We start from the raw sequence: 26,801 nt of genomic DNA on the forward strand, positions 1-26,801 counted from the left end.
GTTTTTCTCATCAGATAGGAAAATGGAGGGTCGCGTGGCCGTTTTTCTCGATATGCCTTTGCCTGATGAGGCCTTATTTAGCATTGTCGCACGATATCTCGAGGATGCGAAAGTGACGTCAAGGAGCGCATTTCAGAAATACCCCTCTGGCTCGGATGTCGGCCTGCTGATTGGTATTGCACGCGGATTGGATCGCATAGCAATCGAAACGGCCATGGTATGGGGAATGAGCGTAGACGAAATTCGAGAAAGGTTAACTATTTACCCATACTATGCTGAGTTGTGTAGTCCGAAGCGAGGAGACGCTAGTCAAGATGATTCTACGAGTCAGTCGACATGGCTAAACAGAGCGACTCCGGGGCGTCTCGGTATGAGACATTGCGAGATGTGCTGGAAGGAGGACATCGCTTCCGATATTCCGAGATATTGGCGGCGGACCCATCAGTTACCCGGCGTACTAACATGCTTAGTACATCGATATCCGCTTAGCTATAGCGGTTGTGGTGCCACGCAATCATTGATCGCAACAGGTCGACAATTTGATGCGGGGCGGTGCATTGAACCTGTCGGTTCGACAAATCAACACGAGGCGCGATATCGATTTGCAAAGCTCTCGGCCAAGGTACTAGCTGGTAGAAAAGATGCTTGCCGGTATCTCGAAAGAGAGGCACGAATCGCTTGTGCGCGAGCCATTGGATATACGAATGAAAAATCTGTCGACATTCGGGATGTGGTGGGGGACCTTGCGAGGCTAATGGGTTATGCGTATTTTGAAAGAATCGGCATATCATTGCACAATGATTATTGGATGCGCAGAGTATTCTGGAGGGAAAAAAGCGAATCAAGTAGTGTGCTGAAATACGTGCTTTTGGAGTTCTTGCTTCAAGAACATGTTGACAGAATGCGAAGAGTGGTAGTTCCTATATGCCCTAGGGCAGTGTCAGTGGCTGATCCGCAACATCGACTTTCGATTCGAGAGCTTGGAGAATGTGAGTCACATTGTATCTGCTCGTGTGGTTTCTCTTTCCTTTATTCCCGTAGCTCCACCGAGAGCGCCGCTGTGTTGAAGCCGACGCATGATGGTATCGATCTAGCAATGACGGCTGGATATCTCATTTCACGAGGATATTCGATGAGTAAGGCGAGCTATCACTTGGGTGTCGAGAAGGGGAGGCTGGAAAATATGTTGAGCGTCCAGCAGGAATTCGGTTCGTGGAGATGTCAGAGGAGACGTGCAACACACCTAGCTGCGTGGATTGAACTCGTCGATCGTTACATCGAAGCGAATGCGGCGCTGGCGAACGACCGCGGACACTGGTGTGTCGTCGCGGAACTAGAACGAAGTTTGCCGAGCCACCTCATTCCATCCAGGCGTACTTTTGAGAATGGTGAGATTCATGGCGATCTATCTCGATGAACCTTTAGATGACGAACCACTCTTCGGTATCGTGGCCCGCTATCTCGAATCTGTTCCGGCTCTACCACTAAAGCCGATGATACGTCGCCTGTTCGGACGGTGGATCATAGCGTCATATGCTGCTGGCGGATTGGATTCCGTTGCACGCGAAACAACAGGCTGCTGGCACCTTTCACCGACACAGATCGCATGCGATATGACAGATTTCCCGTATTTTGCATCAATCTTGACGCCCGAAAGAACTAAGATGATGTTGGAAAGGGTGTGTGGGGTATCCTCTTTAGGCGTTACAAAGGCGCGCCCGATGACGACTTGGACAACTCCCTGGCACGGACACAGATTTTGTCCGGTGTGCTTTCGCGAGGACAAGTTAACAGATGGCTTTCCACATTGGAGACGTAGCCATCAGCTCCCTGGCGTCATTGTCTGCCATTTACACAACGAAGTGCTATGGGAACTTGACCGGTATGCCGAAAAAGGAACTATGGGATATATATCTCCTGACAAAGCTGTTCGACTAGGAATATCGCCGATCAAACTCCGATTGACCAGCCGACAAAAGAAAAATTGTCAAATGGTCGCACAAGTATCTGCAGATTTATTGAAAGATAGACTTTCGATCGATGTTGCTAATTTTCCGAACGAGTTTTGGGATTTTATGATTGGCGCTTCACGATACCTGGCCGGTGCGAAGCGTGGCATTTGTATGGAAAGGCTAATTAATAAATGCTTCGGAGATGATTATGTAAAAAAATATGTGGTTGCTAGGGGGCGGCAAGATCTTGCGGATATTTTCTCTTATCGAGGTCGAAGGAAGCCGATTCAGAATGTGATCGCGTTATCATTGATGCGTCTGGTCGCGGAAAACCCACGGCTCTTGGAAGATCGACAGTTCGCGGATATTTATAACTATTCAAAATCAAACGAAATAAAAATAAGGATGCCTAGTAAAAGGCTACCTCGCTTTCCTTGCCCGAGTCGATTAGCAAAACATGGGCCCGGTTATCTCGTTCGAAGGGTGCGTTCAGACCTAGGTCGATTACGCGCGGCCTGCGACTGCGGCATGCGATTTTCATACGTCGAAACGGCGGAGGGTTTCGCGTTGTTGCGCGTTTCTAGATGGGGCCCGGATTACCACAAAGAGATGCTTCGATTGGATGCGCTCGGGATGAAGCCAGGGGGGGCATCGCTCGCCGACTCGCGGTGCCTGAGAAGACTGTAAAAAATTTCCTTAATCGATGCCGTTGAGACAGCCCAGGTTGATCGCTAGTTACCTCACGGGAATCGGAAGTCGCTAGGCGAAGCGTAGAGGTTGAAATTTCCGCCGTCTGGACTGAGCAGGCCGTCAATGCTCGGTACGCATCTTCGACATGTCCCTGTTTTACATGGCATCGGAGCCCGCGTTTCTACTGCCGAGTGCAGACTCTTGTCTGTTTCTCGGTCTCTCTCTTAGCGCATTTCGACCCAAGTGCCAACTTTTCCGTGGCATCTGATGGCGTTTAGTGAATTGCCGTCCTCCGTATTGGCTGGCAATTCACGTGCGGACATTTATGTGTGTCTACAGTTGATAGGTGTCGACATACAAAAGGATTACGGCCGGAAGAAGGGGGCGGAACGCCGAAGCCTCTCGCCGGCCGCCTGCTCACTTGCGCAACGATCCGGTCAGTTGCCGCAATTCGTCCAGCAGCTTGACCGCGGGTGTGGGTAGCGTGCCGCGCCGGCGCCGAAACGCGGTCAACGTGCGTTGCGCATCCAGGCCTTCGATGTCCAGCGCGTCAATGACGCCGGCCTTGCTTTCGGTGTCGTACATCGGCTCGGCCATCCATGAGACGAAGCCGCATCGTGCTACCAGGCTTTTGAGCACGGTGACCGAACGGGTCTCGACGGCAATGGCCGGCATCGGGAGGCCTCGGGCTTCGAAGGTTTCTTGCATGTGGGCATAAGGTCCGGTTCCCTTGGGCGTGATGGCCCACCGTTGTGTCAGCGTGTCCTCGAGCCGAAGGCCGCGCGTCGAGCGCAACGGATGATCGGTCGCCGCGACCACGAAACTCCGGTCGGTCCATGAACAATCGGTGAGCGCAGCGACCTCGTCGGTTTCGATTCCCGAGGTGCAGAGCGCCAGGTCGATCTCGTAAGCGAGCAAACCCTCGACGAGACGGTCCCACACGCCTTCAATCACCTCGACGCGCAGGTTGGGCCATTTATCGAGCACGCACGCGATGGCCATCGGCAGCACGAGGCTCGCGATGCTGCCCACCGCGCCCACCTTGATGACGCCTTTCGCGAGGCCGCGCATCGCGTCCAGTTCCTCGCGCGCCTGCTCGGCTTCCCTTTGCAGCAACATGGCATGCGGCATCAACGCCTCGCCCAGCGCGGTCAGCTGCATCCCTTTCGTGTGGCGCTCGAACAGCGGCGCCCCGACCGATTCCTCGAGCCGCTTGATCGATCTGCTCAGCGCGGGCTGGGTCATGTCGAGCAGCGTCGCGGCTCGTCCCAGGCTACCGGCGGACACGATCGTCGTGAACATCGTCAACTGCTGCAGATTGAAACTCATCGCGGCGAACCTGATTGAAAGGGAATAAAGGGGGCGAACAAGATCCCGAGTCGGATGGCGCTAGGTGTCTTCCCTGAAAGGAACCGCCGCGTACGCTCGCGGCGGCTGCCGGAAAACCGGTGCTGGCGGCGCTCAGCCCCGCCCGGTAAGGCTTCCGGCCTGAATGGACCCGTCAGGCCACTCGGCGATGTCATGCATGAATGTAATGACTTTGAGCATTTTTGGCAATTTTCAAACAAGGTATCGAATCCCATACTGCGGCTCATCCCATCACCGCCAGCCCGAGTGGCGAACCGCAGAGGATTCGAGATGCAACGAAACACAAGTGGGCAGCCGACCGTTCGCGACGCCGTCGTGGACTTGATGCGGCGCCTCGGCATGACGTCCGTGTTTGCCAATCCCGGCTCGACCGAGCTACCGATGTTCCGCGACTTCCCGGAGGATTTCCGGTACGTGCTGGGCTTGCAGGAAGCGGTCGTTGTCGGCATGGCGGACGGGTATGCGCAGGCGACCGGCAACGCCGCGCTGGTCAACCTGCATTCGGCGGCCGGTGTCGGCAATGCGATGGGCAACATCTTCACGGCGTTCAAGAACCGCACGCCGCTGATCGTGACTGCCGGCCAGCAGGCCCGCTCGATCCTGCCGTTCGATCCGTTTCTGTCGGCGTCGCAGGCAACCGAGTTGCCGCGCCCCTACGTGAAATGGAGCATCGAACCGGCTCGTGCCGCGGATGTGCCGCTGGCGCTCGCCCGTGCGTACCACGTGGCGATGCAGGAGCCGCGTGGCCCCGTGTTCGTTTCCATTCCGGTCGACGACTGGGATCAGCCGGCCGACTTCGTCGAGGCGACACGGGTCAGCACCCGGTTCCGTCCCGATCCGGAACGGATCGCGGAGATCGGCGACGCGCTGGACAGCTGCCAGCGGCCGGCCATCGTCGTCGGCGCGGAACTCGATCGCGCCGATGCCTGGAGCGAGGTTATCCAGATCGCCGAGCGCCACAACGCGCGGGTTTACGTCGCGCCGATGTCGTCGCGCTGCAGCTTCCCTGAAGATCATCGGCTCTTCGCCGGATTCCTTCCGGCGATGCGCGAAAAAATCGTCCGGATTCTGCACGGGCATGACCTGATCTTCGTCGTCGGGGCGCCGGCGTTCGCGTATCACGTCGAAGGCAGTGGGCCGCATGTGCCTGACGGTGCGGCGTTGTACCAGCTCATCGACGATCCGGCCACCGCGGCGTGGACGCCGGCCGGTACGTCGGTGGTGGCGAACATTCGCCTGGGGCTGGCGGACCTGCTCGCCCGTCCGGCGCCGCGGGGTCGGCCGCTACCGGCGCCTCGCGAGGCCGTCGAGCGCGCCGAGCCCACGGCGGTCATGTCGGTCGCCTATGCGTTGCAGACGCTGTCCGAGGTCCGCCATGCAGCCGATATCGTGGTCGAGGAGGCGCCGAGTTCGCGCCCCGTCATGCAACGGTATCTGCCGTTCACGCGCGGTCAGACGTTCTACACGATGGCAAGCGGCGGTCTGGGCTACGGCATGCCCGCCGCGGTGGGCGTGGCTTTGGGCAAACCGGGCAGCCGCGTGATCGGCCTCATCGGCGACGGCTCGGCGATGTATTCGCCGCAAGCGATCTACAGCGCGGTCCAGCTCGCTCTCCCGATCACATTCGTCATCCTGAATAATTCACGCTACGCCGCCTTGCAGGAATTCGCGCCCGTATTTGGCTTTTCCGCGTCGGATCCGGTGCAGGGCACCGATCTCCCTGGGCTGGATTTCGTGTCTCTGGCCCACGGCATGGGCTGCAAGGGGGTTCGGGTGAGCGACGCACGGTTGCTCAAGTCCGCGCTGGAAGACGCGTTGTCGTCGGGTGAAACGCGCCTTGTGGAAATCGTCGTGGCCTGACCGTGAATCGGCGATTCGGCAGGCCGGCATGTCAAACATATTCGAGGAGACGGAAGTGAATCAGGTAGCGATGCTGATCAATGGCGAGCGCACGATGGCTCGCGACGGGGCGACATTCGAGCGCCGTAATCCGCTCGACGACACGGTCGCCTCGACGGCGCCGGCCGCGACCGTCGCCGATGCACAAGCCGCGGTGCACGCCGCGGCCGCCGCGTTTCCCGCATGGTCGGCGATGGGGCCGGGCGAGCGACGCGCGTTGCTGAATCGAGCGGCGGAGGCACTCGAGGCAAAGGGCGACGCTTTCGCGCTGGCAATGGCAACCGAAACGGGCGCGTCCCGCCTGTGGGCCGATTTCAACGTCAAGCTTGCGGCCGACGGGTTGCGCGAAGCCGCTGCGATGATCACGCAGATCTCGGGCGAAGTGATTCCGTCGGACGTACCCGGCAGTCTCGCGCTGGGGGTTCGGCAGGCTGCCGGCGTCGTGCTCGGGATCGCACCGTGGAACGCTCCCGTCATCCTGGGCGTGCGTGCGGTTGCGTTGCCGCTGGCGTGCGGCAATACCGTCGTGCTCAAAGGCTCCGAGATTTGCCCCGCGACCCACGGCCTCATCATCGAGGCATTGCAGGACGCGGGACTGCCGCGCGGCGTCGTGAACTTCGTCACGAATGCGCCGGCGAATGCCGGCGACATTGTCGAAGCGCTGATTGCCGAGCCCGCGGTCAGGCGGGTGAACTTCACGGGTTCGACGCGCGTCGGCCGCATCATCGCGACCCAGTGCGCGAAGTATCTGAAGCCTTCGGTACTTGAACTCGGCGGAAAGGCGCCGTTTCTGGTGCTTCACGATGCCGACCTCGACGCTGCCGTGCAAGGCGCGGCATTCGGCGCGTTCGCCAATTCCGGCCAGATCTGCATGTCCACCGAACGCATCGTCGTCGACACGACGATCGCCGACGAATTCGTCGCGCGTCTGGCCGAGAAGGCCAAGAGCCTGCCGCTTGGCGATCCGAGAAAGGGCCCGGCCGTCCTCGGTTCCGTCGTGGACATGGCGACCGTCAGGCGATGCAACGACCTGATCGACGACGCGCTGGCGAAAGGCGCGACCCTGGTGTGCGGTGGGAAATCCGATACCACGCTGATGCCGGCCACGTTGCTCGATTACGTGACGGCGGACATGCATATCTACCGGGAGGAGTCGTTCGGGCCCGTCAAGGCGATCGTCCGCGTCGATGGAGACGAAGCGGCCATCGCATGCGCGAACGACAATGAATATGGTCTGTCGGCGGCGGTCTTCAGCCGTGATGTCGCGCGCGCGTTGACGGTCGCGCGGCGTATCGAGTCCGGGCTTTGCCACGTCAACGGGCCGACGGTTCACGACGAGGCGCAAATGCCGTTTGGCGGGATGAAGTCCAGTGGTTTCGGGCATTTCGGCGGCAAAGCCGGAGTCGCGGAATTTACCGATTTGCGCTGGATCACCGTGCAAACGACGCCTCGTCACTACCCGTTCTGATCGTTGCCGCGGTCGGGGGCGCGTCTTTTTCATGGTGGAAGAGACGGGCCTCCGGATCGTGGACGCGAACAAAACAACAACGATATACCGGTGAGTAGCCTTCGCTCCTCGAACGACGAGCGATCGGCACAAGGAGACTGCAATGCCTGTCGTCAATTTCGAGTTGTCGCTCGATCGCATCCGGTTCGAGCTTGACCGTCACGTCGGAACACGGATTACCCGGCGATGCGATTCAGACTTGACCGATCTGGCGGGGAGAGCGAAATGAACGATCGTAATCCTCTTCTGCCGACGGTAGACATCGGCCGTACCCTCGACGATGGACCGTTCTCGGCGTTCCAGCGAACGGTCGTCCTGCTCGCCGCGCTTGCGATCGTGATGGATGGATTCGACGGGCAACTCATCGGGTTCGCCATTCCCAGCCTGATCAAGGAATGGGGCATCACGCGCAACGCATTCGCGCCCGCCGTCGCAGCCGGCCTCGTCGGCATGGGGATTGGCAGCGCGTTCGCCGGGCTGTTCGCGGACAGGTTCGGCCGGCGCTGGGCCATCATCGGGAGCGTGCTGGTATTCGGCTTGGCGACGAGTTCGATCGCGCTGTCGCCGGACGTCACGACCATCGCGATCCTGCGCTTCTTCGCGGGACTGGGTATCGGCGGTGCGCTGCCGAGCGCGACGACCATGACGGCGGAATTCACGCCTGCGCGCCGGCGCACGCTCGCCGTGACCGCTACCATCGTTTGCGTACCGCTCGGGGGCATGCTGGCGGGGCTGTTCGCGAGCGTCGTGCTGCCTCATTACGGTTGGCGGGGACTCTTTCTGATCGGCGGCACGCTTCCCGTGGCACTGGCGCTGCTGCTGTATTTCGTCATGCCGGAATCACCGCGTTATCTTGCCCGCCGTCACGAACGCTGGAACGAATTGCGTCACCTGCTGACCCGCATGTCCCGCTCGATTCAGCCGGACGCCGTGTTCGCCGATCAGAAGGAGCAGAAGGCGGGACCGCGCCCGGGCTTTCGTGCGCTGTTCGCGGACCATCAGGGCCGTGACACTGTGGCGATCTGGGTCGCATTCTTCATGAACCTGGTCGCGGTCTACAGTGCATTCAGCTGGTTGCCGACGATGCTGGCGGGCGAGGGGCTCAGCCCGTCGGTGGCCGGTTCCGGTCTGACCGCCTACAACCTCGGCGGCGTATTCGGCGCAATGGGCTGCGCGCTGGCAATCGGTCGGTTCGGATCGCGCTGGCCTTTGCTTGTCTGTTGCCTGATGGCATCCGCGAGCGCGCTGTTCCTGCGCGGTCTCGACGTGTCCGCCCACACGACGTTGCTCGTGTTCGGAATCGGTCTGCACGGCCTCTTCGTGAACGCGGTCCAGTCGACGATGTATGCCCTTTGCGCGTACGTCTATCCCACCGAGATTCGCGCGACCGGGACCGCGTCCGCGCTCGCGTTCGGGCGGCTTGGCGCGATTCTCAGCGCGTTCGCGGGGGCATTCGTGATCACGCAGGGCGGTGCGTCCGCATACCTGGGCATGCTGGGCGCCGCGATGGCGATGGTGTTCATCTGCCTGATGATCGTGCGTCGCCATATTCCGCCCATCAATGGCGCTTGATCTCGCTCGTCCGGTCGACAGCGGCGCGCGAAACCGCACGCCGGCGCGCCGCGTTTTTTTGCATCACGATTGACTCCGACAGTACCCCGATCATGACAACAGGATTTCCCGGCATGTTCTCCGTCAGCGACTATCGAGACGAAGCCAGACGGCGGCTGCCACGCATGGTGTTCGACTATCTGGAAGGCGCGGCGGACGATGAATCGGGGCTGACGCATAACCGTTCGGCGTTCGATACATTGCAGTTGTTGCCGCGCCGGCTGTCGGACGTCAGCACACGCGCGCAGTCCGTGGCGTTGTTGGGCCGGCGGAACCCGTTACCGCTGGTGATCGCGCCAACGGGCCTCAATGGCGCTTTCTGGCCGAAGGGCGACCTCGCCCTTGCGCGCGCGGCGGGCAAGGCCGGTATTCCGTTCGCGCTGTCGACGGCTTCCAACATGTCCATCGAGGAGGTGGCAAAGGGTGCCGACGGAGAACTGTGGTTTCAACTGTACGTCGTTCATCGCAACCTCGCGAAGAGCCTGGTCAATCGTGCCCGCGCGGCGCGCTATTCGACCCTGATCCTCACCACCGATGTCGCGGTCAACGGCTTTCGCCGACGCGATCTTCGCAACGGTTTCGCGATGCCGTTCAAGGCCAGTGCACGTGCGGCGGTCGACGGACTATCGCACCCGCGCTGGCTTTGGTCCTATCTGATGAACGGCATGCCCGAGCTGAAGAATTTCGCGACGGACGATGCATCGGACACGGCCTCGCAGGCCGCGATCCTGCGCCGGCAGATGGATGCGAGTTTCGGTTGGGACGACCTGCGCCGCCTGCGGGACGAATGGCCGGGCAAGCTCCTCGTCAAGGGCATCGTGACGGCCGACGATGCCGCGCGGTGCGTCGCGCTCGGCGCGGACGGCGTCATCGTTTCGAACCATGGCGGCAGGCAACTCGCCGCCCTGCCGGCGACAGCCGACGTGCTGCCGGACATCGTCGAGCGCATCGCGGGCGCGACGGTCATGCTCGACAGCGGCATACGGACGGGGGCCGACGTCGTCAAGGCGATCGCGCTGGGGGGCCCAGGCCGTGATGCTGGGGCGCGCCACGTTATACGGGTTGGCGGCCAGAGGGGAAGCCGGCGTGAGCGACGTCATCGAAATGATCAAACGGGAAACGGACCGGACGCTTGCCCTCATCGGTTGTCGCTCGGTGGAGGCGCTCGATCGCAGCTACGTTTCGAAGCGGCCGTCCGGGGGTATTGCGCATTGACGCCGGATTTTGGATGCGCAATGGTCCGGGATAACGCTCTCGCGTATCTGCCGCCGGAACCTCGTGCCATGAATCAAGTGACGACCACGGATCATTACCATCGCGACGACAGGCTTCAGGCATGGGCGGATCAGGTTCGGGCCAGCTGCGTCCCGATGGTTTTCCGGACCGAGTCCGATCAGGGGTTTCATGGCGAGATTTCGAGCGTGAACACCGACGGCGTGTGTGTGTCGCGGATCTCGGCGGTCGATCACGTCGCGGCGCATGACTGGGACGAAGTGCGGCGCACGGCGGACGACTACCTGCTTGTGGCGATCCAGATCGAAGGGCGAGGCGCGATCGAGCAGGATGCCCGCACCGCGTTCGTCGGCCCTGCCGACATGGTGCTGTTCGATTCGTCGCGCAGTTTCGTCTGGCATTTCTCCGGGCAGCATTACACGATCCGCTTTCCCCGCAAGGCGCTGGAGAAATGGGTGCCGTGCGGCCGGCAGCACACCGCGGTGAGGATTCCCGCGGCCACCGGGATCCGCCGGATCGCCGCGGACCATATCGCGTCCCTGCACCGGGCGCTTTCGTCGGACGAAGGCGCCACGACCGGTTGCGAGCGGCTTGGCGATGTGTCCGCGAACCTGGTCGCGCTGGCGTTGGCGGATTATTTCAACACGGTCCCGCTGCCCAAATCCAACGTGAAAGAGATGCATCTGCTCCGCGCACGTGCGTTGATCCGTGACCGTATTCGCGAACCGGAACTGGGACCCGAACAGATCGCCGATGCACTGGGGGTATCCAGCCGTTATCTTTACCGGCTGTTCGCCGAGGTCGGAGAGTCGATCGGCGAGATCATCTGTACGGCCCGACTCGACGGATGCGGCGAGTGGCTTCGGCAACGCGCCTACGCAAACCGCTCGATTACCGATATTGCGATGGCGTGGGGTTTCAATAACGCATCGCATTTCAGTCGCACGTTTCGACGTCGCTTCGGCATGTCCGCGCGCGACTACCGTGCGACGCATCGCGACGCTGCCTGAATCGCCGCTGAGCGGGCTGCACGTCGATCCCGCGTGCTGGCAGCATAAGCAAAAATCCTGTTCTGTCAGAGTCAAGCGTCCGCCATATTGGCCCCGGACACTTCGTCTACAACGTTGCGGGCGTCCCGTCCCGCGAGTCGTGGAGGAGTATCTTGGCGCTCAATCATCCCCAGTTCAAAGCGGCTGTCGTGCAGGCCGCCCCGGCCTTCCTCGATCTTCAGGCCGGAATCGAAAAGTCCATCCGCTTGATTGAAGAGGCGGCGCGGGCCGGCGCCGCGCTGATCGCATTCCCTGAAGTGTGGCTGCCGGGCTATCCGTTCTACGTCTGGCTCGGTACACCGGCCTGGTATATGAGCAAGGGCTATGTTCAGCGCTACTTCGACAACTCGCTGAGCTACGACAGTCCGGAAGCCGATGCACTGAGGGACGCGGCGAGGAAAAACCGCATCACGGTCGTGATGGGCCTCTCGGAGCGCAAGGGCCACTCGTTGTATATCGCCCAATGGATGATCGGCCCCGACGGCGAGACCCTGCTGCAACGGCAGAAACTCAAACCCACCCACCTCGAACGGACGGTTTTCGGTGACGGGGAGGGCAGCGGCCTGACCGTGATCGACAGTCCGTTGGGCAAGCTCGGCGCGCTGTGTTGTGCCGAACACGTGCAGCCTTTGACCAAAGCCGCCATGTATGCGCAAGGCGAACAGGTCCATGTTGCCGCGTGGCCGAGCTTTTCCCTCTATGAATTCGCCAGCGCATTGAGCCATCAGGTGAACAACGCGGTTTCGCGGACCTATGCCGTCGAAGGCGGGTGCTTCGTCCTCGCGCCGTCGACCGTCGTCACCGAGGAGATGGTCGAGCATCTTTGCGACACCGAGGACAAACGTCAGCTGTTGCGGGCGGGCGGTGGCCATAGCGTTGGATATGGGCCCGACGGGGCGGAGTTGTTCGACAAGATCGACGAAACCGCGGAAGGCCTGCTCTACGCCAATATCGATCTCGGCACGCAATCGCTGTCGAAGTGCGTGTTCGATCCCGCGGGGCATTACTCGCGGCCCGACGTGCTGCGATTGCTGATCGACCGGCGACCGCGCCCCCCTGTCGCCGAAATACTCGACGGAACGCCGGCGGAGACGGCCGCCGACGATCTAGCCTCATCAGACGGCGGCTGCCCGACCGGGCTTGCGGGCAGCGGCGGAGATCGGTAGCGGGACCATCGGGCTCGCCATGTCGTGTCATGGCGGGCCGGCCGGAGGTTTTCGCTTCGCGGCCCGGTGGGCTTGGCGGTTTTTCTTCGAATCAACGGTCATTCAGTCACGACGATATAGTTAGGATGGCGATATGAAATACAAGGAAAGTAGCGAATACGAATGGAAGATGGTCATCTTTCTTGCGGTACTGTTCGGCATCGTGGGTCTCGACCGTCTGGTCATCGTGTACCTGTTTCCGGTTCTGCTGCCGGAGCTGAAACTGAACAATACGCAGGCAGGCGCCATCGCTTCGGTGCTCGCGTTGACCTGGGCCATTTCGACATGGGTGCTCGGGAGCCTGTCCGACCGCCACGGGCGCCGCAAGATTCTGCTCGGGTCGTCGATCTTCTTCTCGGTGATGACTGCCTTTACCGGCGTCGCCAAGTCGTTCCACGGCATGCTGCTCGTGCGAGGCCTTCTTGGCGTGGGCGAGGGGGGCGTGTTCAGCGCCAGCGTCGCGACCATCGACGAAATATCGACGCCGAGCCGGCGCGGCCTGAATCTGGGCATCCACCAGTCGTTTTTCCCTCTTCTGGGTATCGGCCTCGGACCGATCATCGCGACCCAACTCGTGATGCATATGCGCTGGGAGTGGGTGTTTTTCGTGCTCGGCATTCCGGGGCTGCTGCTGACGTTCCTGATCGGCCGGACCATGCGAAAGGCGGAGGCCGGTCGCGACACGCAGGCCCGCTCGGCATCGGGTGGCCCCTTGACCGTGCTGAGATACAAGAACATCTGGCTGACCACGGTCATCGGATCGCTGTTCCAGACGGGCCTGTTCGTGTTCTCGACGTTCGTCGCGCTCTATCTGACCAAAGTCGTGGGCCTCGGTCTCGGCACGGTCGGCCTGATCATATCCGGATGGGGTTTCGGCGGGTTTATCGGGATGATCGCCGTTCCGGCGATATCGGATCGGCTCGGGCGGCGGATCGTGCTCGTCGTTTCCGCGGCTTGTTACGGCATCCTGATGTTGGCGTTTGTTCTTTGTCACGCGTCGCCGGTCGTCATGTTCGCCAACCTCTTTGCTGCCGGGATTTGCGGCTTCGGCATCGCACCGCTCTTTCTTGCCGTGATTCCCTGCGAATCCGTCCCGTCCACGCTGACCGGCTCGGCCGTGGGCGTTCCCACCGCAGTCAGTGAACTGATTGGCGGGGTCCTGATGCCGGTGGTGGCAGGCGGGCTCGCCGACACGTTCGGTCTGGGTTATCCGATGCTGATCGTCGGAGGCGTGTCGCTGGTGAGCGCGCTCGTGGGAATGTTTCTCGATGAAACGGTGCCTGCGGCGACGTCGAAGCATGCCGTCTCGACCATCGACGCGGCCTGACCGTTCGGCAACGGGCAGGCGGATGTCGGACCGTTGCGCGGACTCGCGCGACCAGGGCCACTGACGTCGGTCGCGGGGCTGTACCAGGGGCGGTGAAGCGACGCTGTCAGGGCTGACTGCGTCGTCATTTCTGACGATGCGCGACAAAAAGGCCGACGCGCAATCTACGAAGACCGCAATGTACGAGAGACGTAGATGCCCACCCTGCCGCAGCTTTCAGTCGTCGACGCAAAAGGCGCGATCGATCGACGCGATATCTCCTGCCTGGAATACGTACAGGCGCTGGTGGATCAACAGGCCAACACCGAGTCGCTGAACGGGTTCGCGCATTTCAACCCCGAGACGTTGTTGCAATCGGCGCGAGCCCACGACGAACCGCTCGCAGCCCGGACAGGCCGGATGTCACTTGCCGGCATTCCGTTGGCGATCAAGGACAACATCGACTGCGCGGGCATGCCGACAGCGGCTGGAACGGCCGCGCTTCGCCACGCCGTTCCGCGAGCGCAGGCGCCAGTCGTGGCGCGTGTGGTCGAGGCGGGGGCGTTGGTCGCCGGCAAAGCGAACATGCACGAACTCGCTTTCGGCTGCACCAACGACAACGGATTTTTTGGCCCGGCCCGCAACCCGTATGACCCGTCCAGAATTCCCGGCGGAAGCAGCGGTGGGTCGGCCGTGCTGGTGGCGAGCGGGGCGGTGCCGGCGGCGCTCGGCACCGACACGGGCGGATCGGTGCGCATCCCGGCGGCGCTGTGCGGGCTGGTCGGCTTTCGTCCCACGCACGGACGTTATCCGTCCGAGGGCGTCGTGCCGATATCGCCCACGCGCGACACGGTCGGCCCGATCGCCCGCACCGTCGCCGACGTGATGTTGCTGGACGCGATCCTGTCTGGAGGGGGTTCAGCGCCGCCCGTTGCCGACGATGCACGTGACGTTCGCCTGGCAGTTCCGTACTCGACGTTGTGGGAGGGGTTGTCGCCCGACGCACGGCCGGTACTCGAACGTGCGCTGCAGACGCTGAAGGATGCGGGCTTCGATCTGGTTGACGTGGACCTGCGACGTTATCCGTTTTTTCGTGCGAAGAAGAACGCAACCATTCCTTTTTTCGAGTTCGGCGGCGCCGTGGGCCGCTATCTGGAAACAGGCGGCGTGGCCGTGACGTTCCCGGAGATCGTTGCCCAGATCAGGAGCCCGGATGTGATCCGGATCGTCGGCGACATCCTGGGGGCCGGTGCGATTTCCGCGGCCGAATACGCCGAAGCGCTCCTCGCGCGAGAGCGGTCCCGCACGTCCTACGTGGCGTGTCTTCGCGAAGTGGAGGCAGATGCGCTGCTGTTTCCCACCGTGCTGATTCCCGCTTGCCGCATCGGCGCCGAAACCGTGGCGGTCGGGTCTGAAGCGCTCGATGTCTTTGCCGCATACACACGAAATACCGAACCGGGCAGCAACGCAGGGGTACCCGGCATCACCGTTCCCGCAGGCCTGACCCGGGACGGCCTCCCGGTTGGATTGGCGCTGGACGGTGCGCCGTATTCGGATCAGCGAATCCTGCAGATCGGCAAGGAAATGGAGCGCGTCCTGTGTGCGGCGACGTTCCCGCGTCTCGACGCACACGTTCAATCATCCGGCAACGGCTTAACGAGGAAGGCAAGCAAATGAATCGTCGACATATCCTGAAAAGTATTGCGCTCGGTGCCGCCAGTGCCGCGGTGGGCGCCGGGGGGGCTCGTTCCGGTGTCGGTTCGCGCGGCAAACCAGCCGCTGAAGTTGGCGCTGATGGCGCCGATGAGCGGGCCGGCCGCATTTTTCGGTCAAGCCTGCAAAAACTGCGCAGCGATGGCGATCGACGAGATCAACGCGCGCGGGGGCGTGTTGGGGCGCCCGCTCGAGTTGCTGGTGGGAGATGCCGGCGCCGCGCCTTCCGAGTCCGCGCAGACGGCGCTGCGCCTGTGGAAGCGCGACAAGGCGGAGGTCTTTGTCGGATCGCACGATAGTGCTGTCCGCACGGCGCTGGAAAGTCTGTTCCGAGGCCAGGTGCCTTACTTCTATACCCCGATGTACGAAGGGGGCGATTGCGCGAAGGGCACGTTCTTCGTTGGCGAGACGCCCGCGCAGCAACTGACGCCGGTCATTCCGTGGTTGACCGCCCAGCACCAGGTCAAGCGCTGGTTCCTGATCGGCAACGACTACGTCTGGCCGCGCAAGTCGAACGAAGTGGCGAAAAAGGCGATTCAGGGTTCCGGCGCGACCGTGGTCGGCGAAGAGTACGTTCCGTTCGACGTCGACAACTTCGACGCGGTACTGGGCAAAATTCGCGACAGCAAGGCGGATGCGGTGTTCATCACGCTGGTGGGCGGGTCGGCCGTCACGTTCAACAGAAGTTTTGCGAGCTTCGGTCTCGGCGACAGGATGATCCGCTTCGGCACGATGATCGAGGAAAACACGTTGATCGGGATCGGTGCGTCCAACACCAGGAACCTCTACTCGGCGTCCGGCTTTTTCGCGACGCCGACCGCAACGTCCGCGCCGTTTCTGGAGCGTTATCACAAGCGGTTCGGCGCGTCGGCGGTTTTGAGCAGCATCGGCGAGTCGACGTACGAGGGCGTCCTGATGTATGACGCGATGGCCAGGAAGGCGAATTCCGCGTCGATCGGCGATCTGACGAAGGCTTCCGACGGGGCAGGCTACAAAGGCCCGCGCGGCGTGGTCACGATGAAGTCCCGCAACGTGACGGCCGACATCTTCCTCGCCAGGGCATCAGGTGTGCGATACGACATCGTCAAGACGTTCTCGCAGCTTGGCTCGGCCGAGACCTGTGCGAGCGGAGCGGGTGCGGGTTGACGTCATGCTGCTTTCCCATCTTCTCAATCTCGGGTACGCGTGTGCGGCCCTCGCGCTCACGACGATCGGTCTGGCCATCGTGTTCGGGCTGCTGGGCGTGCTGAACATGGCGCATGGCGAGTTCATCATGCTGGGCGCGTACTCGGTGGTCGTCGTGCAGCGTTTCGGATTACCCGCTTTGCTTGCCATACCCGTGGCGATCGTCGTATGCGCTGCCGTGGGTTGGATCGTCGAACGCGTGCTGGTTCGTCCCTTGTATGAGCGGCCGTTCGATACCTTGCTCGCCACCTGGGGCGTTTCGATCCTGCTGCGCGAAGGGGTGGTCGCATTGTTCGGAAAGGGTTACCAGGACGTGACTGGCGCGGATGGCGCATCGATCGATGTCCTGGGCACCCCGTATCCGGCATTCCGGCTTGCGATGATGCTCGCGGTGGGCCTGGCATTCGCCGCGCTCGCGGCATGGTACGGCCGCAGCCAGACGGGCGCGCGGATTCGGGGCATGGTCGCGAATCCCCTTCTTGCCAGGGCGGCCGGCATCAATACGACCCGGCTGGCCAGCGGCACGTTCATCACGGGGGTGGTGCTGGCCGGGTTGGCGGGGGTGTTGCTCGCGCCGATCGTGCGGGTCGAGCCGTACATGGGCCTCGACTATCTGCTCAATTCGTTTTTCGTGCTCGTGGTCGGCGGCCTGGGCAACTTGCTCGGTCTCGCGGTCGGCACGTTCGTCATCGGCGGAACGCAGGTCGCGGTGTCGAGTTTCATCGATCAGACGTCGGGTTACACCGCCGTTCTGATCCTGTCCATCTATTTCTTGTGGAGTCGCCCGAATGGCCTCGTCTCGCGCCGTTGAAACGGCCCTCCAGGTTGTCACGGCTGCGGTTCTTCTGAGCTTGCCGCTGTGGGCCGGTGACTACAGTGCAAACCAGATCGGGCTTCTGTTGCTGTATGGAATGGCAACGCAAGGCGTTGCGTTGTGCTGGGGGAATGCGGGCTTTTTGCCGCTGGGCCAAAGCCTGTTCTTCGGGCTGGGCGCGTATGTCAGCGCCTTGGTATTGCGCGCCGCGGCCGCGGCCGGCGGCGAATGGCAGATCGTCCTGCTTCCGCTTGCAGTCGCGGTACCGGCGGCCCTGGCCTATGCCATCGGATTGATCGTCTTTGCGCGCCGGATCGACAGCGGGCCGTTTTTTTCGCTGATTACCCTTGCGTCATGCATGTTGGGATTTCTGTTGGCCAATCAATGGAGCAGCGTCACCGGCGGCTTCAACGGGCTCACCGATATTCCCGACCTGCCGATGACCGACCGGTATGGAAACCTGTATTACGTGATCGCCGTGGCCGCGGTTGTCGTCACGGCGGGGATCACCTGGTTGAGTCGCCGCCCCATCGGGACGCTCTGGGCCGCCCTCTCGGAGAATGAGGATCGCCTCCAGTTCCTTGGATTCGCGACGCACCGGCTGAAGGCTGCCGCTTTCGGCCTCTCGGGCGCGATCGCGGGTCTGGGCGGCGCGCTGTATGCGCCTCACGAGGGTCTCGTTGGCCCTCAGGCGGTCGGCGTCGCGTTGTCGGCGCAGTTCGTCATCTGGGCAGCCGTCGGGGGGAAGCGCAGTCCGTTGGGTGCGCAACTCGGTGCCGTCGTGATCGGGCTGCTCGCCGCGACCTGGCGCGATCTGTTCACCTATTGGGAAGTGCTGGTCGCGCTGATTTTCATCGGTGTGGTGCGGCTGTTTCCCGATGGCCTGGCCGGCGCGGCCGCCGCGCTTGCCCGGATGGCGGGTCTGCGCGTCGCGAACAGCATTCCGGAGAAACGGCTAGATGCTCACGAGATCGCGACGATCGACAGGCGGCCGGCTCAATCCGTGCTGCTCAGTTTCCGCAAGGTGGAAGTCAGCCAGGGGGGCGTCAACATTCTCAACGGGCTCGATCTCGAGGTGGGAGCCGGGGTCATCCATTGTTTCATTGGCCCGAATGGCGCCGGCAAGACGTCGACATTCAACGCAATGACGGGCCGCTTGCCGGTCCGTTCAGGTGAAATTCACTTTCGCGGGACCGAGATTTCGTCCTCTCAGGCGTGGCAGGTCGCCCGACTGGGCATCGGCCGCAAGTTTCAGATTCCCGCGGTGTTTGCCCGGTTGTCGGTCGACCAGAATCTTCAGATCGCCCTGTGGGCGAACCGGATACGTCCTCGGGAGATGCTGAGCGCGGCGCCGCTGCATTGGAATTCGGTTCAACGCGTACGCACGCTCGGGAAATTCGGGTTTCTCGAATCGAATCTGGCGGTTCGTGCGGGCGATCTGTCTCAAGGGATGCGCCAGATGCTGGAGTTCGCGATGGTGGCGATCACCGAGCCGCGTCTTTTGCTCCTCGACGAACCGTGCGCCGGCCTCTCGGCGCACGAAACCCGTCACATGATGGACGCGATCACGTCGACCGTGGGCGAACTGGAGGCGTCAGCCATCGTGATCGAGCATGACATGAGCGCACTCGAAAAGATCGCCGGCAACGTGGTGGTCCTGCATCAGGGAAGAAGCCTCGCGGTCGGATCGCTGTCGCAGATCAAGATGTCGGCAGACGTCAAGGCCGTCTACTCGGGAGGAAGAAAGTGAGCGAACGCCGGCGGGAAGCCGTGTTGAGGTTTTCGTCGATCGTCGCGGGTTACGGCGACACGATGGTGCTCAAGGGAATCAGCGGCGAGGTGGCCGCGGGTAATGTCCTGGGGGTGTTTGGCCGCAACGGTGTGGGCAAGTCGACACTGATGCGCGCCCTGACAGGTGTTATCCAGCCCACTTCCGGGGCAGTCACGGTCAACGGCGGTGAAGTAGGAAAAGTACCGTCGCACCAACGGCGACGTCTGGGGATGAGCTATGCGCCGCAGGAACGGGTTGTCTTCGACAATTTGAGCGTTGCAGACAACCTGACCCTCGGATTCAGGACAAGAAGCCTGGAAGCATACGAAGAATTGTTCGAGATTTTCCCGCGTCTGAAAGAGCGGTTGCCGCAGGCAGCCGGGAAACTGAGCGGGGGTGAAAAGAAGCTGCTTTCCTTCGCCAGGATCATCGCGGAGCGTTCGCCGCTCACGCTGATCGACGAGCCGTCGGAAGGCGTTCAGCAGGAGAACCTGGAGCGGATGGCATCCGTTATCCGGTCTCGAATCGAGGAAGGCGCGGCGTTCGTGGTGGTCGAACAGAATCTGACGTTTCTCACTTCGATCGCGGACCATTTCATCGGTCTGGATCATGGAGAGGTCGTGCTGTCGGGCGACTCGATCGATATGTCGCGCGACCGGCTCGAAGCCGTATTGGCGGTTTAGGCTTTCGTATCAGGCAATTCGCCGCTCGTGCGTACCTGACGTACCTGAGCGTCGGCCGCGCCGTTCAATCGTCGTCACGGCGCGGCCGTTCCGGCCGCGGCGACGGAAGCAGCCAGCTCCGCACGGTTGGAGAATCCCTTCTTGTCCATGATCCGCCGCAAATGGGTGCGTACGGTCGACAAGCTGATGCAGAGAAGGCGGCCGATATCCTGATCGGTACAACCCTTTGCGACGAGCTGGGCGATCTCGCTCTCACGGTCCGTGAGCCCCGTCGCGCTGCCTGCCCGACGTTTGATGGCGCGGCAAAGGAACGGCTCGATCGCATCGAGCACGAGTTTGTCGCGCAGCTCGAATTCAGGCCGATTCCTGGTTCGCCAGATTCTCAGGTCGCTGAGCTGGCGTTCGCCGTCGAAAACGAACACGTTGATCCCGTGATGCAAACCATCCTGCGCGAGAAACTCGTTATAGAACTCGCTTTTCTCCAGGGCAGGCCGGTCCATCACTTCTTCCACGAACGTGGCCCGGCGCATCCTGCAGAGCTGCGCCGTCATCGGGTCATTGTGCTGATACCAGCTTGTGTAGCGACGCACGTGATCCGAGTCGACGTTGACCGCAATCGGGTCGACGTAGGTCCCTTTCTCGGCATCCCAGTTGTAGGACACGCAGAAATCGGATCGCAACAACCGGGTCAAGTCTGACAAAACGACACGTCTGACATCCACGATCGGTCCGAGCTCTTCGAGCCGCCCGATGATGTCGCCGAAAAGTCGGAGTTCGTCGAGCGTGAGATCGTGAACTGGTGGCTTCAAGGGGGCCTCATCGGTAGGAGGAGTCGGGAGACGGCACGCGCGACAGTCTTGGAAGACTGGTTCGCATTACGCATCAATCATAGCAGCGTAAAAAATCCCGATCAGCAACGAACGTGCGGCCTTTGCCGGTCCGTTGTATTCATGCCGCAGTCGCGTCCGCCGCCTGTTTTCGGGCCGAAAGGGATGCCCGCGGCGGACCCTGAATGCCGCCGCCACTGACCGGGATTTCCGCATCGACATTTCTGACGATGGGGCTCAAAAAACGCCGGTCATAAAGTGGACGCGCAGTGGGAAGCGGACGTGTTGAGACCGTTCGTCGTGGAGGCAAGCCGGAGGTTTACCCGCAGACGCCTGCCCATTGATCAAACGATTTCAGCGCATTTTCAGCGGGACGTGTTCCTCAGCCATTTTCGTCAACGAAAACTACGCCATAAAATTAGGATAGCGATATGAACAGGATCATCAAGCGAAGCATGGTGGTGTGCGCCGCGGTCGGGTGCGGCGTGGCACATGCGCAGTCGTCAGTGACGCTGTACGGGCTGGTCGATGCGGGCATCACGTACACGAACAATGCAACGTCGGGCACCGGACATGGCGCGCTCGTGCAGTTCACGTCCGGGTCGTCGCAGGGAGATCGTTGGGGGCTGACGGGCAAAGAGGACCTGGGTGGCGGGCTCAAGGCGATCTTCACGCTCGAAAGCGGTTTTCAACTTTCCAACGGGGCCTTGGCGCAAAGCGGGCTGTTGTTCAACCGCGCGGCCTTCGTCGGCCTCGACGGGCGGTTCGGGACGCTGACGCTCGGGCGGCAATACGACTTCATCGGCGATATTTTCCCCGCGTACTCGATCGCGGGAAACACGGCCGCGGGTATCCTCGCGTGGGGCATTCCGGCGTATGCGGCTGGCGGGTATACGCTGGATAACCGACTGTGGGGCGACAACGTCAATAACTCGGTGAAGTATCTTTCGCCGACGATTTCGGGCTTCAGTGTCGGTGCCATGTACGGTTTCGGCAATGTGGCCGGCTCATTGGGCACCAACAGCGCGATGAACTTCCTGCTGAACTACAACCGGGGCGGGCTCGCCGCATCGCTGTCGTATTTCAAGCAGCATAACGCGACCCGCTCCGCGAATTTGACGGAATACGCCGGCGGTGCAACATACAGCCTGGGGAAAGCGCAGATATTCGGTGTGGTGACCGATGTCCAGTTGAGCAGCGGCACCCAAGCGCGCGCGCTGACCTATGACGGCGGCGTGACTTACTTTGTCAGGCCCGACCTCTCGCTCGGCGCCGGGTTCCAGTTCCAGCAGCGCAACAACGGGGTCGGCAGCGCGAATCAGGCGACCATCGGGGCCGATTACTTCATTTCCAAACGCACGGACGTGTATTTCGTCGGGGCGCTCGCGCATGATCATGCGCACGGCGCTCAAATCGAAGCAGCGCTCGGATCGCCGTCCAGCACGAGTTTTCAGACCGCGGCGAGGATCGGCATTAGGCACAAGTTCTGACTGGTGCGGCGGCACGTGCCGGTGGTGCAGGGGCGGGCCGGCAGCGCTTGGTCGTGCGTCGAAATACGATGCGTATGTGAGTGGATGCGTCGCGCGGCGTCCGGTTCGTGCGATCCGTCCGCTACCCGGCGCGGCTACATCGCGGCACTGTAAAGATGATGTGCGTCGGTCAGTGCGTCGGCGACAAGCTGCAGGCCGTCGCGGCAGCGCTCCTGATCCTGCGGGCCGCCGAGGCAGAGGCGAATCGCGTCCGGCGGGTTGCCGTCGGTCGAGAATGCCGCGCTTGCCACGGCGGCGACACTCCGGCTTCGCAGATATTGCGCGAGATCCGGTGCTGTCCACTGGCACTCGCCGGGAATCGGCAACCAGAGATGAAAACCGTCGGGATGCGCGTCGAAAGGCCATGCGCCGAGAACGCGGCTGGCGATCGCCTGCCGTGAATGCGCTTCGGATCGGATGGCGGCCAGCATCTCGCTTGCCGTGCCGTCATTGATCCACTGGGTGGACAGCAGCATCGTGAACGGGCTCGGCATCACGGTCGTGGCGCGCAATGCCCCCGCGATACGCTGTGTTTCGCGCACCGTCGGCGCCAGCAGATAGGCGATTCGCAGCCCGGCGCCGAGGTTCTTCGACATGCCGGTCACGTAGTAGGTCAGTTCGGGGGCCAGCAACGCCAGTGGCGGCGGGGCGCTCTGCGGGAGCATCGCATACGCGTCGTCCTCGATGATGGGCACGTTGTAGCGCATCGCGATATCCGCCAGCGCTTCGCGGCGCCTGAACGGTATCGTGAGCGTGCTTGGATTCTGCAGGGTCGGGTTGCAGTACAGCGCCGCGGGCTGTCCGCTTCGGCAGAGCGATTCGAACGCATGCGGCAACGGCCCGTCGTCGTCCCGCGGCAGCGGCTGCAACTGGACGCCCAGTTGCGATGCGATGGCCTTGATGCCGGGGTACGCGAGTGAATCGAGGCAGATCGAATCACCGCGGCGCGCAAGCCGGGAGACGAGCGCGACGAGCGCGCTGTGGATTCCCGGACAAACGAGCACGGTATCGCTGCTGCAGCCGGGCAGGCGATGGGCCAGCCATGCGCGGCCGGCGGCGCGATCCGCCGGTGTGCCGCCGAAATCCTGATATCGCATCAGTTGGTAAGGGTCCGCGGCGGCGAACAATGCCGCCGCCGATTGTTGCAGCCGGCCGACCATCTCGGCCGGTTCAGGGGGCATGTTCATCGACATCTCGATGCTGCTCCCGCCCGACAGCTGGACCGTTTGCGTCGGGCCGCGCACGAACGTGCCGCTTCCTGCCCGCGTATCGAGCAAGCCGCGTCGGCGGGCTTCCGCATACGCGCGGGCGACCGTCGTGTAGTTCAGGTTCAGCGCCCCGGCGAGATCGCGCAGCCCGGGCAGGCGGTCGCGCGGTTTCAGCCGGCCGGCCGCAAGATCTTCCTCGATGAGGTCGGGGATCAGCTGATAGGCCGGTTTCCTGCTTTCCAGCAAGCGCTTCGACCAATGATGGATTGCGTAATCCATACCTGTTTCCATTTGACGATTCATCAAAACGTTAGCATGGCGCATTAATCGAAAAATATATATATCGCGCCGTGGAAGCCGACTGATTGCATTGATTGCATCGTGTATCGGATTGATGCATCGATGCACGCCGGGCGCGCACCGGTTCATGCGTGCTGCATCAGTCAGGTGCGCCGTTCGGCCCGGACGGGCCGTTTTCAGTTGGATCCGGATTGGGGCACGCAAGGATCGAACCGACTGCAGCGGCATTTTTGGATTGAATGATTGCAGAGTGATTGCATCGGGTTGCGGCCCGGTTGGCATATGCGTTGCGTTAATGAGTTCGCCCGGATTCGAAAGCGTTCGGGAATCTCATTCAACTCATTTCCAGACGGAGCGTGCCATGCCCGCAGTCAATCAGCCTCTGCACAAGAAGGGAGATTTCCTCGTCGACTACGAGGAAAAAGTATTCGAAGACGTCAAGGCGGAAGCGGGCGAGAAGGCGCTCGTGACGTTCCACACGGTTGCGTTCGAGGGGTCGATCGGCTTCGTGAACCTCCTGCAGGCGACCCGCCTGCAGCGCAAGGGGTTCGAGACGTCGGTGCTGCTCTACGGCCCCGGCGTGACGCTCGGCCTGCAACGCGGGTTCCCGACACTGGGCGACGAGGCGTTTCCCGGCCATCTGAACTTCAACAAGCAGCTCGTGAAGTTCATGGAGGAAGGCGGGAAAGTCTATGCGTGCCGCTTTGCATTGCAGGCGCTTTACGGGCATGGCGAAGCGTCGCTGATCGAGGGCATCCGGCCGATCAACCCGCTCGACGTGCTCGATATCCAGCTGCTTCACCGCAAGGAGAACGCGCTGATCATCCATACCTGGACCGTTTGATCGAATCACGGGTGCCATCATGTCCGACAAACGCATCGTCCGGGCGGCAGCCGTCCAGATCGCGCCCGATCTGGAACGCGCCGGCGGCACGCTCGACAAGGTCTGCGCGGCGATCGACGAGGCCGCCGGCAAGGGCGTCCAGCTGATCGTCTTTCCCGAAACATTCGTGCCGTACTACCCGTACTTCTCGTTCGTGCGGACGCCGGTCGCGTCCGGCGCCGATCACATGCGGCTCTACGAGCAGGCCGTGACGGTGCCGGGGCCCGTGACGCATGCGGTTGCGGAGCGCGCGCGCCTGCACGGGATGGTGGTCGTGCTCGGCGTGAACGAGCGCGACCACGGCAGCCTGTACAACACGCAGCTGATCTTCGACGGCGACGGGCGCCTCGCGCTGAAGCGCCGCAAGATCACGCCGACGTTTCACGAGCGGATGATCTGGGGGCAGGGGGATGCGGCCGGACTCAAGGTCGTGCGGACCGGTGCCGGACGGGTCGGTGCGCTCGCCTGCTGGGAGCACTACAACCCGCTCGCCCGTTATGCGCTGATGACGCAGCACGAGGAAATTCATTGCAGCCAGTTCCCCGGATCGCTGGTCGGCCCGATCTTCGCGGACCAGATCGAGGTCACGATCCGCCACCACGCGCTGGAGTCCGGCTGCTTCGTCGTCAATGCGACCGGCTGGCTGGCGGATGCCCAGATCGAGTCGATCACGGGCGATCCGAATCTGCAGAAGGCCCTGCGCGGCGGATGCAATACCGCGATCGTGTCCCCGGAGGGGCAGCACCTGGCCGAGCCGTTGCGTGCCGGCGAAGGGATGGTGATCGCCGACCTGGACATGTCGCTGATCACCAAGCGCAAGCGAATGATGGACTCGGTCGGCCATTATGCGCGGCCGGAACTGCTGAGCCTTGCCATCAACGATCGGCCGGCGGCGACGGTGACCCCGATGGGGATCAACGGGTCGGCCGCCCCTGACTTCGAGGGAAACTGCCATGAGCGTGAACGCGAAACCGTCGGTGCAGAGCCGGCAATTGATGACTGAACTGCAGTCGGTCGGGCTGCGCCTCGCTGATCCGCGGGTTGGCGCCGCGAGCCGGCGCGGCGGCGCCGGGCCGTCCGATCACAAGGCCGTGACGGTCGACGGCGTGACCATCATGGTGCCGGTGCACACGAGCACCGCGTGGGATTCGCCGTTCGTCGCGGCGGCGCCCGACGCGGCGGGCGTCAGCCAGCTCTCGCGCGGCACCATCCCGATCGCGAGCATCAGCTTTCCGTCGAACCCGCGCTTCTACGCATTGCAGACGCTGGAGGGCGTGCCATATTCGCACATCGCGACGCTGCACGGTGCCGACGTGCTGGCGACCACGGTGTTACAGACCTGCATTCGCTACGAGAGCCGGCGCAAGACCTGCCAGTTCTGCTCGATCGGCCAGTCGCTCGCAGCCGGCAGGACGATCGCCCGCAAGACGCCTGAACAACTCGCCGAGGTGGCGCGCGCGGCGGTCCTGCTCGACGGCGTCAAGCACATGGTATTGACGACCGGCACACCGCCGACGCCCGACCGCGGCGCGCGCGTGCTCTGCGAAAGCGCGTTCGCGATCAAGGCGGCCGTCGATCTCCCGATCCAGGCGCAATGCGAGCCGCCCGACGACGACGGCTGGTTCGAGCGGATGAAGGCAAGCGGGATCGATACGCTGGGCATGCATCTGGAAGCCGTGACGCCGGCCGTGCGCGAACGGATCATGCCCGGCAAGGCGAGCGTGCCGCTGTCCCGCTACATGGCGGCATTCCGCGCGGCCGTCGCGGTGTTCGGCCGCGGACAGGTCAGCACCTACATCCTCGCCGGGCTCGGCGACAGCGCGGCCGCGATCCTCGACATGTCGCGCGAACTGATCGGGTTGGGCGTGTATCCGTTCGTCGTGCCGTTCGTGCCGATCAGCGGCACGCCGCTGGAGAGTCATCCCGCGCCGTCGCCGGACTTCATGCGGGCGGTGCTCGAACCGCTCGGCGCCATGCTGCGCGATGCCGGCATGCGCTCCGCCGACATCAAGGCAGGCTGCGGAAAGTGCGGTGCCTGCTCGTCGCTGTCGACCTACGAGGTATGACC

Annotated in this window: 20 protein-coding genes and 1 pseudogene; 18 read left to right on the plus strand and 3 right to left on the minus strand. The window is 62.4% G+C overall.

Annotation, left to right across the window (positions count from 1 at the left end):
• Window positions 1–52: 52 nt before the first annotated feature.
• Both HWX00_RS37495 and HWX00_RS34695 read left to right on the plus strand, forming a co-directional pair.
• Window positions 53–1,417, plus strand: coding sequence for a TniQ family protein (locus tag HWX00_RS37495; RefSeq protein WP_226194298.1), 1,365 nt, complete (start codon window positions 53–55; stop codon window positions 1,415–1,417).
• On the plus strand, window positions 1,398–2,639 hold the full coding sequence (locus HWX00_RS34695) for a TniQ family protein (RefSeq protein WP_175028329.1): 1,242 nt from the start codon (window positions 1,398–1,400) through the stop codon (window positions 2,637–2,639). The genes HWX00_RS37495 and HWX00_RS34695 overlap by 20 nt, the downstream gene beginning before the upstream one ends.
• A 420-nt stretch (window positions 2,640–3,059) precedes the next feature.
• On the opposite strand, the gene HWX00_RS34700 is transcribed toward HWX00_RS34695, so the two are convergent.
• A complete protein-coding gene (locus tag HWX00_RS34700) occupies window positions 3,060–3,971 on the minus strand; it encodes a LysR family transcriptional regulator (RefSeq protein WP_034189481.1) in 912 nt (303 codons plus the stop codon).
• 309 nt (window positions 3,972–4,280) lie between these two features.
• Between HWX00_RS34700 and mdlC the strand changes: the two genes are divergently transcribed.
• The 12 genes and pseudogenes from mdlC to HWX00_RS34760 all read left to right on the plus strand — a co-directional run bounded on the left by mdlC (window position 4,281) and on the right by HWX00_RS34760 (window position 19,986).
• A complete protein-coding gene (mdlC, locus tag HWX00_RS34705; protein WP_175028328.1) occupies window positions 4,281–5,870 on the plus strand; it encodes a benzoylformate decarboxylase in 1,590 nt (529 codons plus the stop codon).
• Between the two features lie 28 nt (window positions 5,871–5,898).
• Window positions 5,899–7,377, plus strand: a complete 1,479-nt coding sequence (locus HWX00_RS34710) for an aldehyde dehydrogenase (protein WP_264166515.1) — start codon at window positions 5,899–5,901, stop codon at window positions 7,375–7,377.
• Between the two features lie 264 nt (window positions 7,378–7,641).
• The gene (locus HWX00_RS34715; protein ID WP_034189484.1) at window positions 7,642–8,988 is read left to right on the plus strand and encodes an MFS transporter; all 1,347 of its coding nucleotides are present in this window, start codon (window positions 7,642–7,644) and stop codon (window positions 8,986–8,988) included.
• A gap of 92 nt (window positions 8,989–9,080) precedes the next feature.
• Window positions 9,081–10,242: pseudogene (locus tag HWX00_RS34720) on the plus strand (alpha-hydroxy-acid oxidizing protein).
• Between the two features lie 68 nt (window positions 10,243–10,310).
• Window positions 10,311–11,270 carry an AraC-like ligand-binding domain-containing protein gene (locus HWX00_RS34725; RefSeq protein ID WP_175028326.1) on the plus strand — a complete coding sequence of 320 codons (960 nt, stop codon included), beginning with the start codon at window positions 10,311–10,313 and terminating at the stop codon, window positions 11,268–11,270.
• A 152-nt stretch (window positions 11,271–11,422) separates the two neighbouring features.
• Window positions 11,423–12,475, plus strand: a complete 1,053-nt coding sequence (locus HWX00_RS34730) for a carbon-nitrogen hydrolase family protein (RefSeq protein ID WP_069706335.1) — start codon at window positions 11,423–11,425, stop codon at window positions 12,473–12,475.
• A gap of 133 nt (window positions 12,476–12,608) precedes the next feature.
• Window positions 12,609–13,841 carry an MFS transporter gene (locus HWX00_RS34735; protein ID WP_208456750.1) on the plus strand — a complete coding sequence of 411 codons (1,233 nt, stop codon included), beginning with the start codon at window positions 12,609–12,611 and terminating at the stop codon, window positions 13,839–13,841.
• 195 nt (window positions 13,842–14,036) lie between these two features.
• Window positions 14,037–15,497: an indoleacetamide hydrolase gene (gene iaaH / locus HWX00_RS34740; protein WP_175028325.1), complete on the plus strand. Its 1,461-nt coding sequence runs from the start codon at window positions 14,037–14,039 to the stop codon at window positions 15,495–15,497.
• Window positions 15,498–15,572: 75 nt separating this feature from the next.
• Entirely contained in the window at window positions 15,573–16,679 is a 1,107-nt protein-coding gene (locus tag HWX00_RS34745) for a substrate-binding domain-containing protein (RefSeq protein WP_244131211.1), read from the plus strand.
• Window positions 16,680–16,683: 4 nt separating this feature from the next.
• On the plus strand, window positions 16,684–17,529 hold the full coding sequence (locus tag HWX00_RS34750; protein WP_175028324.1) for a branched-chain amino acid ABC transporter permease: 846 nt from the start codon (window positions 16,684–16,686) through the stop codon (window positions 17,527–17,529).
• On the plus strand, window positions 17,507–19,282 hold the full coding sequence (locus tag HWX00_RS34755; RefSeq protein ID WP_175028323.1) for a branched-chain amino acid ABC transporter ATP-binding protein/permease: 1,776 nt from the start codon (window positions 17,507–17,509) through the stop codon (window positions 19,280–19,282). Before HWX00_RS34750 ends, HWX00_RS34755 begins: the two co-directional genes overlap by 23 nt.
• Window positions 19,279–19,986, plus strand: a complete 708-nt coding sequence (locus HWX00_RS34760; RefSeq protein ID WP_226104047.1) for an ABC transporter ATP-binding protein — start codon at window positions 19,279–19,281, stop codon at window positions 19,984–19,986. The genes HWX00_RS34755 and HWX00_RS34760 overlap by 4 nt, the downstream gene beginning before the upstream one ends.
• Window positions 19,987–20,060: 74 nt before the next feature.
• Here the strand turns inward: HWX00_RS34760 and HWX00_RS34765 are convergent, their stop codons facing one another.
• Window positions 20,061–20,795 carry a helix-turn-helix transcriptional regulator gene (locus tag HWX00_RS34765; RefSeq protein ID WP_034189490.1) on the minus strand — a complete coding sequence of 245 codons (735 nt, stop codon included), beginning with the start codon at window positions 20,793–20,795 and terminating at the stop codon, window positions 20,061–20,063.
• A gap of 449 nt (window positions 20,796–21,244) precedes the next feature.
• Between HWX00_RS34765 and HWX00_RS34770 the strand changes: the two genes are divergently transcribed.
• On the plus strand, window positions 21,245–22,303 hold the full coding sequence (locus HWX00_RS34770; RefSeq protein WP_051701016.1) for a porin: 1,059 nt from the start codon (window positions 21,245–21,247) through the stop codon (window positions 22,301–22,303).
• Window positions 22,304–22,437: 134 nt separating this feature from the next.
• On the opposite strand, the gene HWX00_RS34775 is transcribed toward HWX00_RS34770, so the two are convergent.
• A complete protein-coding gene (locus HWX00_RS34775; RefSeq protein ID WP_124671341.1) occupies window positions 22,438–23,829 on the minus strand; it encodes an aminotransferase-like domain-containing protein in 1,392 nt (463 codons plus the stop codon).
• A 382-nt stretch (window positions 23,830–24,211) separates the two neighbouring features.
• Here HWX00_RS34775 and HWX00_RS34780 point away from each other — a divergent pair, with 382 nt between their 5' ends.
• From HWX00_RS34780 to HWX00_RS34790, 3 genes are read left to right on the plus strand one after another with little or no spacing between them, the layout of a single operon-like run.
• The gene (locus tag HWX00_RS34780; protein ID WP_034189492.1) at window positions 24,212–24,694 is read left to right on the plus strand and encodes an MSMEG_0572/Sll0783 family nitrogen starvation response protein; all 483 of its coding nucleotides are present in this window, start codon (window positions 24,212–24,214) and stop codon (window positions 24,692–24,694) included.
• A gap of 19 nt (window positions 24,695–24,713) precedes the next feature.
• Window positions 24,714–25,736 carry a Nit6803 family nitrilase gene (locus HWX00_RS34785; RefSeq protein WP_175028322.1) on the plus strand — a complete coding sequence of 341 codons (1,023 nt, stop codon included), beginning with the start codon at window positions 24,714–24,716 and terminating at the stop codon, window positions 25,734–25,736.
• The gene (locus HWX00_RS34790; RefSeq protein ID WP_175028350.1) at window positions 25,729–26,799 is read left to right on the plus strand and encodes an MSMEG_0568 family radical SAM protein; all 1,071 of its coding nucleotides are present in this window, start codon (window positions 25,729–25,731) and stop codon (window positions 26,797–26,799) included. The genes HWX00_RS34785 and HWX00_RS34790 overlap by 8 nt, the downstream gene beginning before the upstream one ends.
• Window positions 26,800–26,801 lie beyond the last annotated feature (2 nt).

This window comes from Burkholderia seminalis DSM 23518 (assembly GCF_902832885.1).
Taxonomy (GTDB): Bacteria; Pseudomonadota; Gammaproteobacteria; order Burkholderiales; family Burkholderiaceae; genus Burkholderia; species Burkholderia seminalis.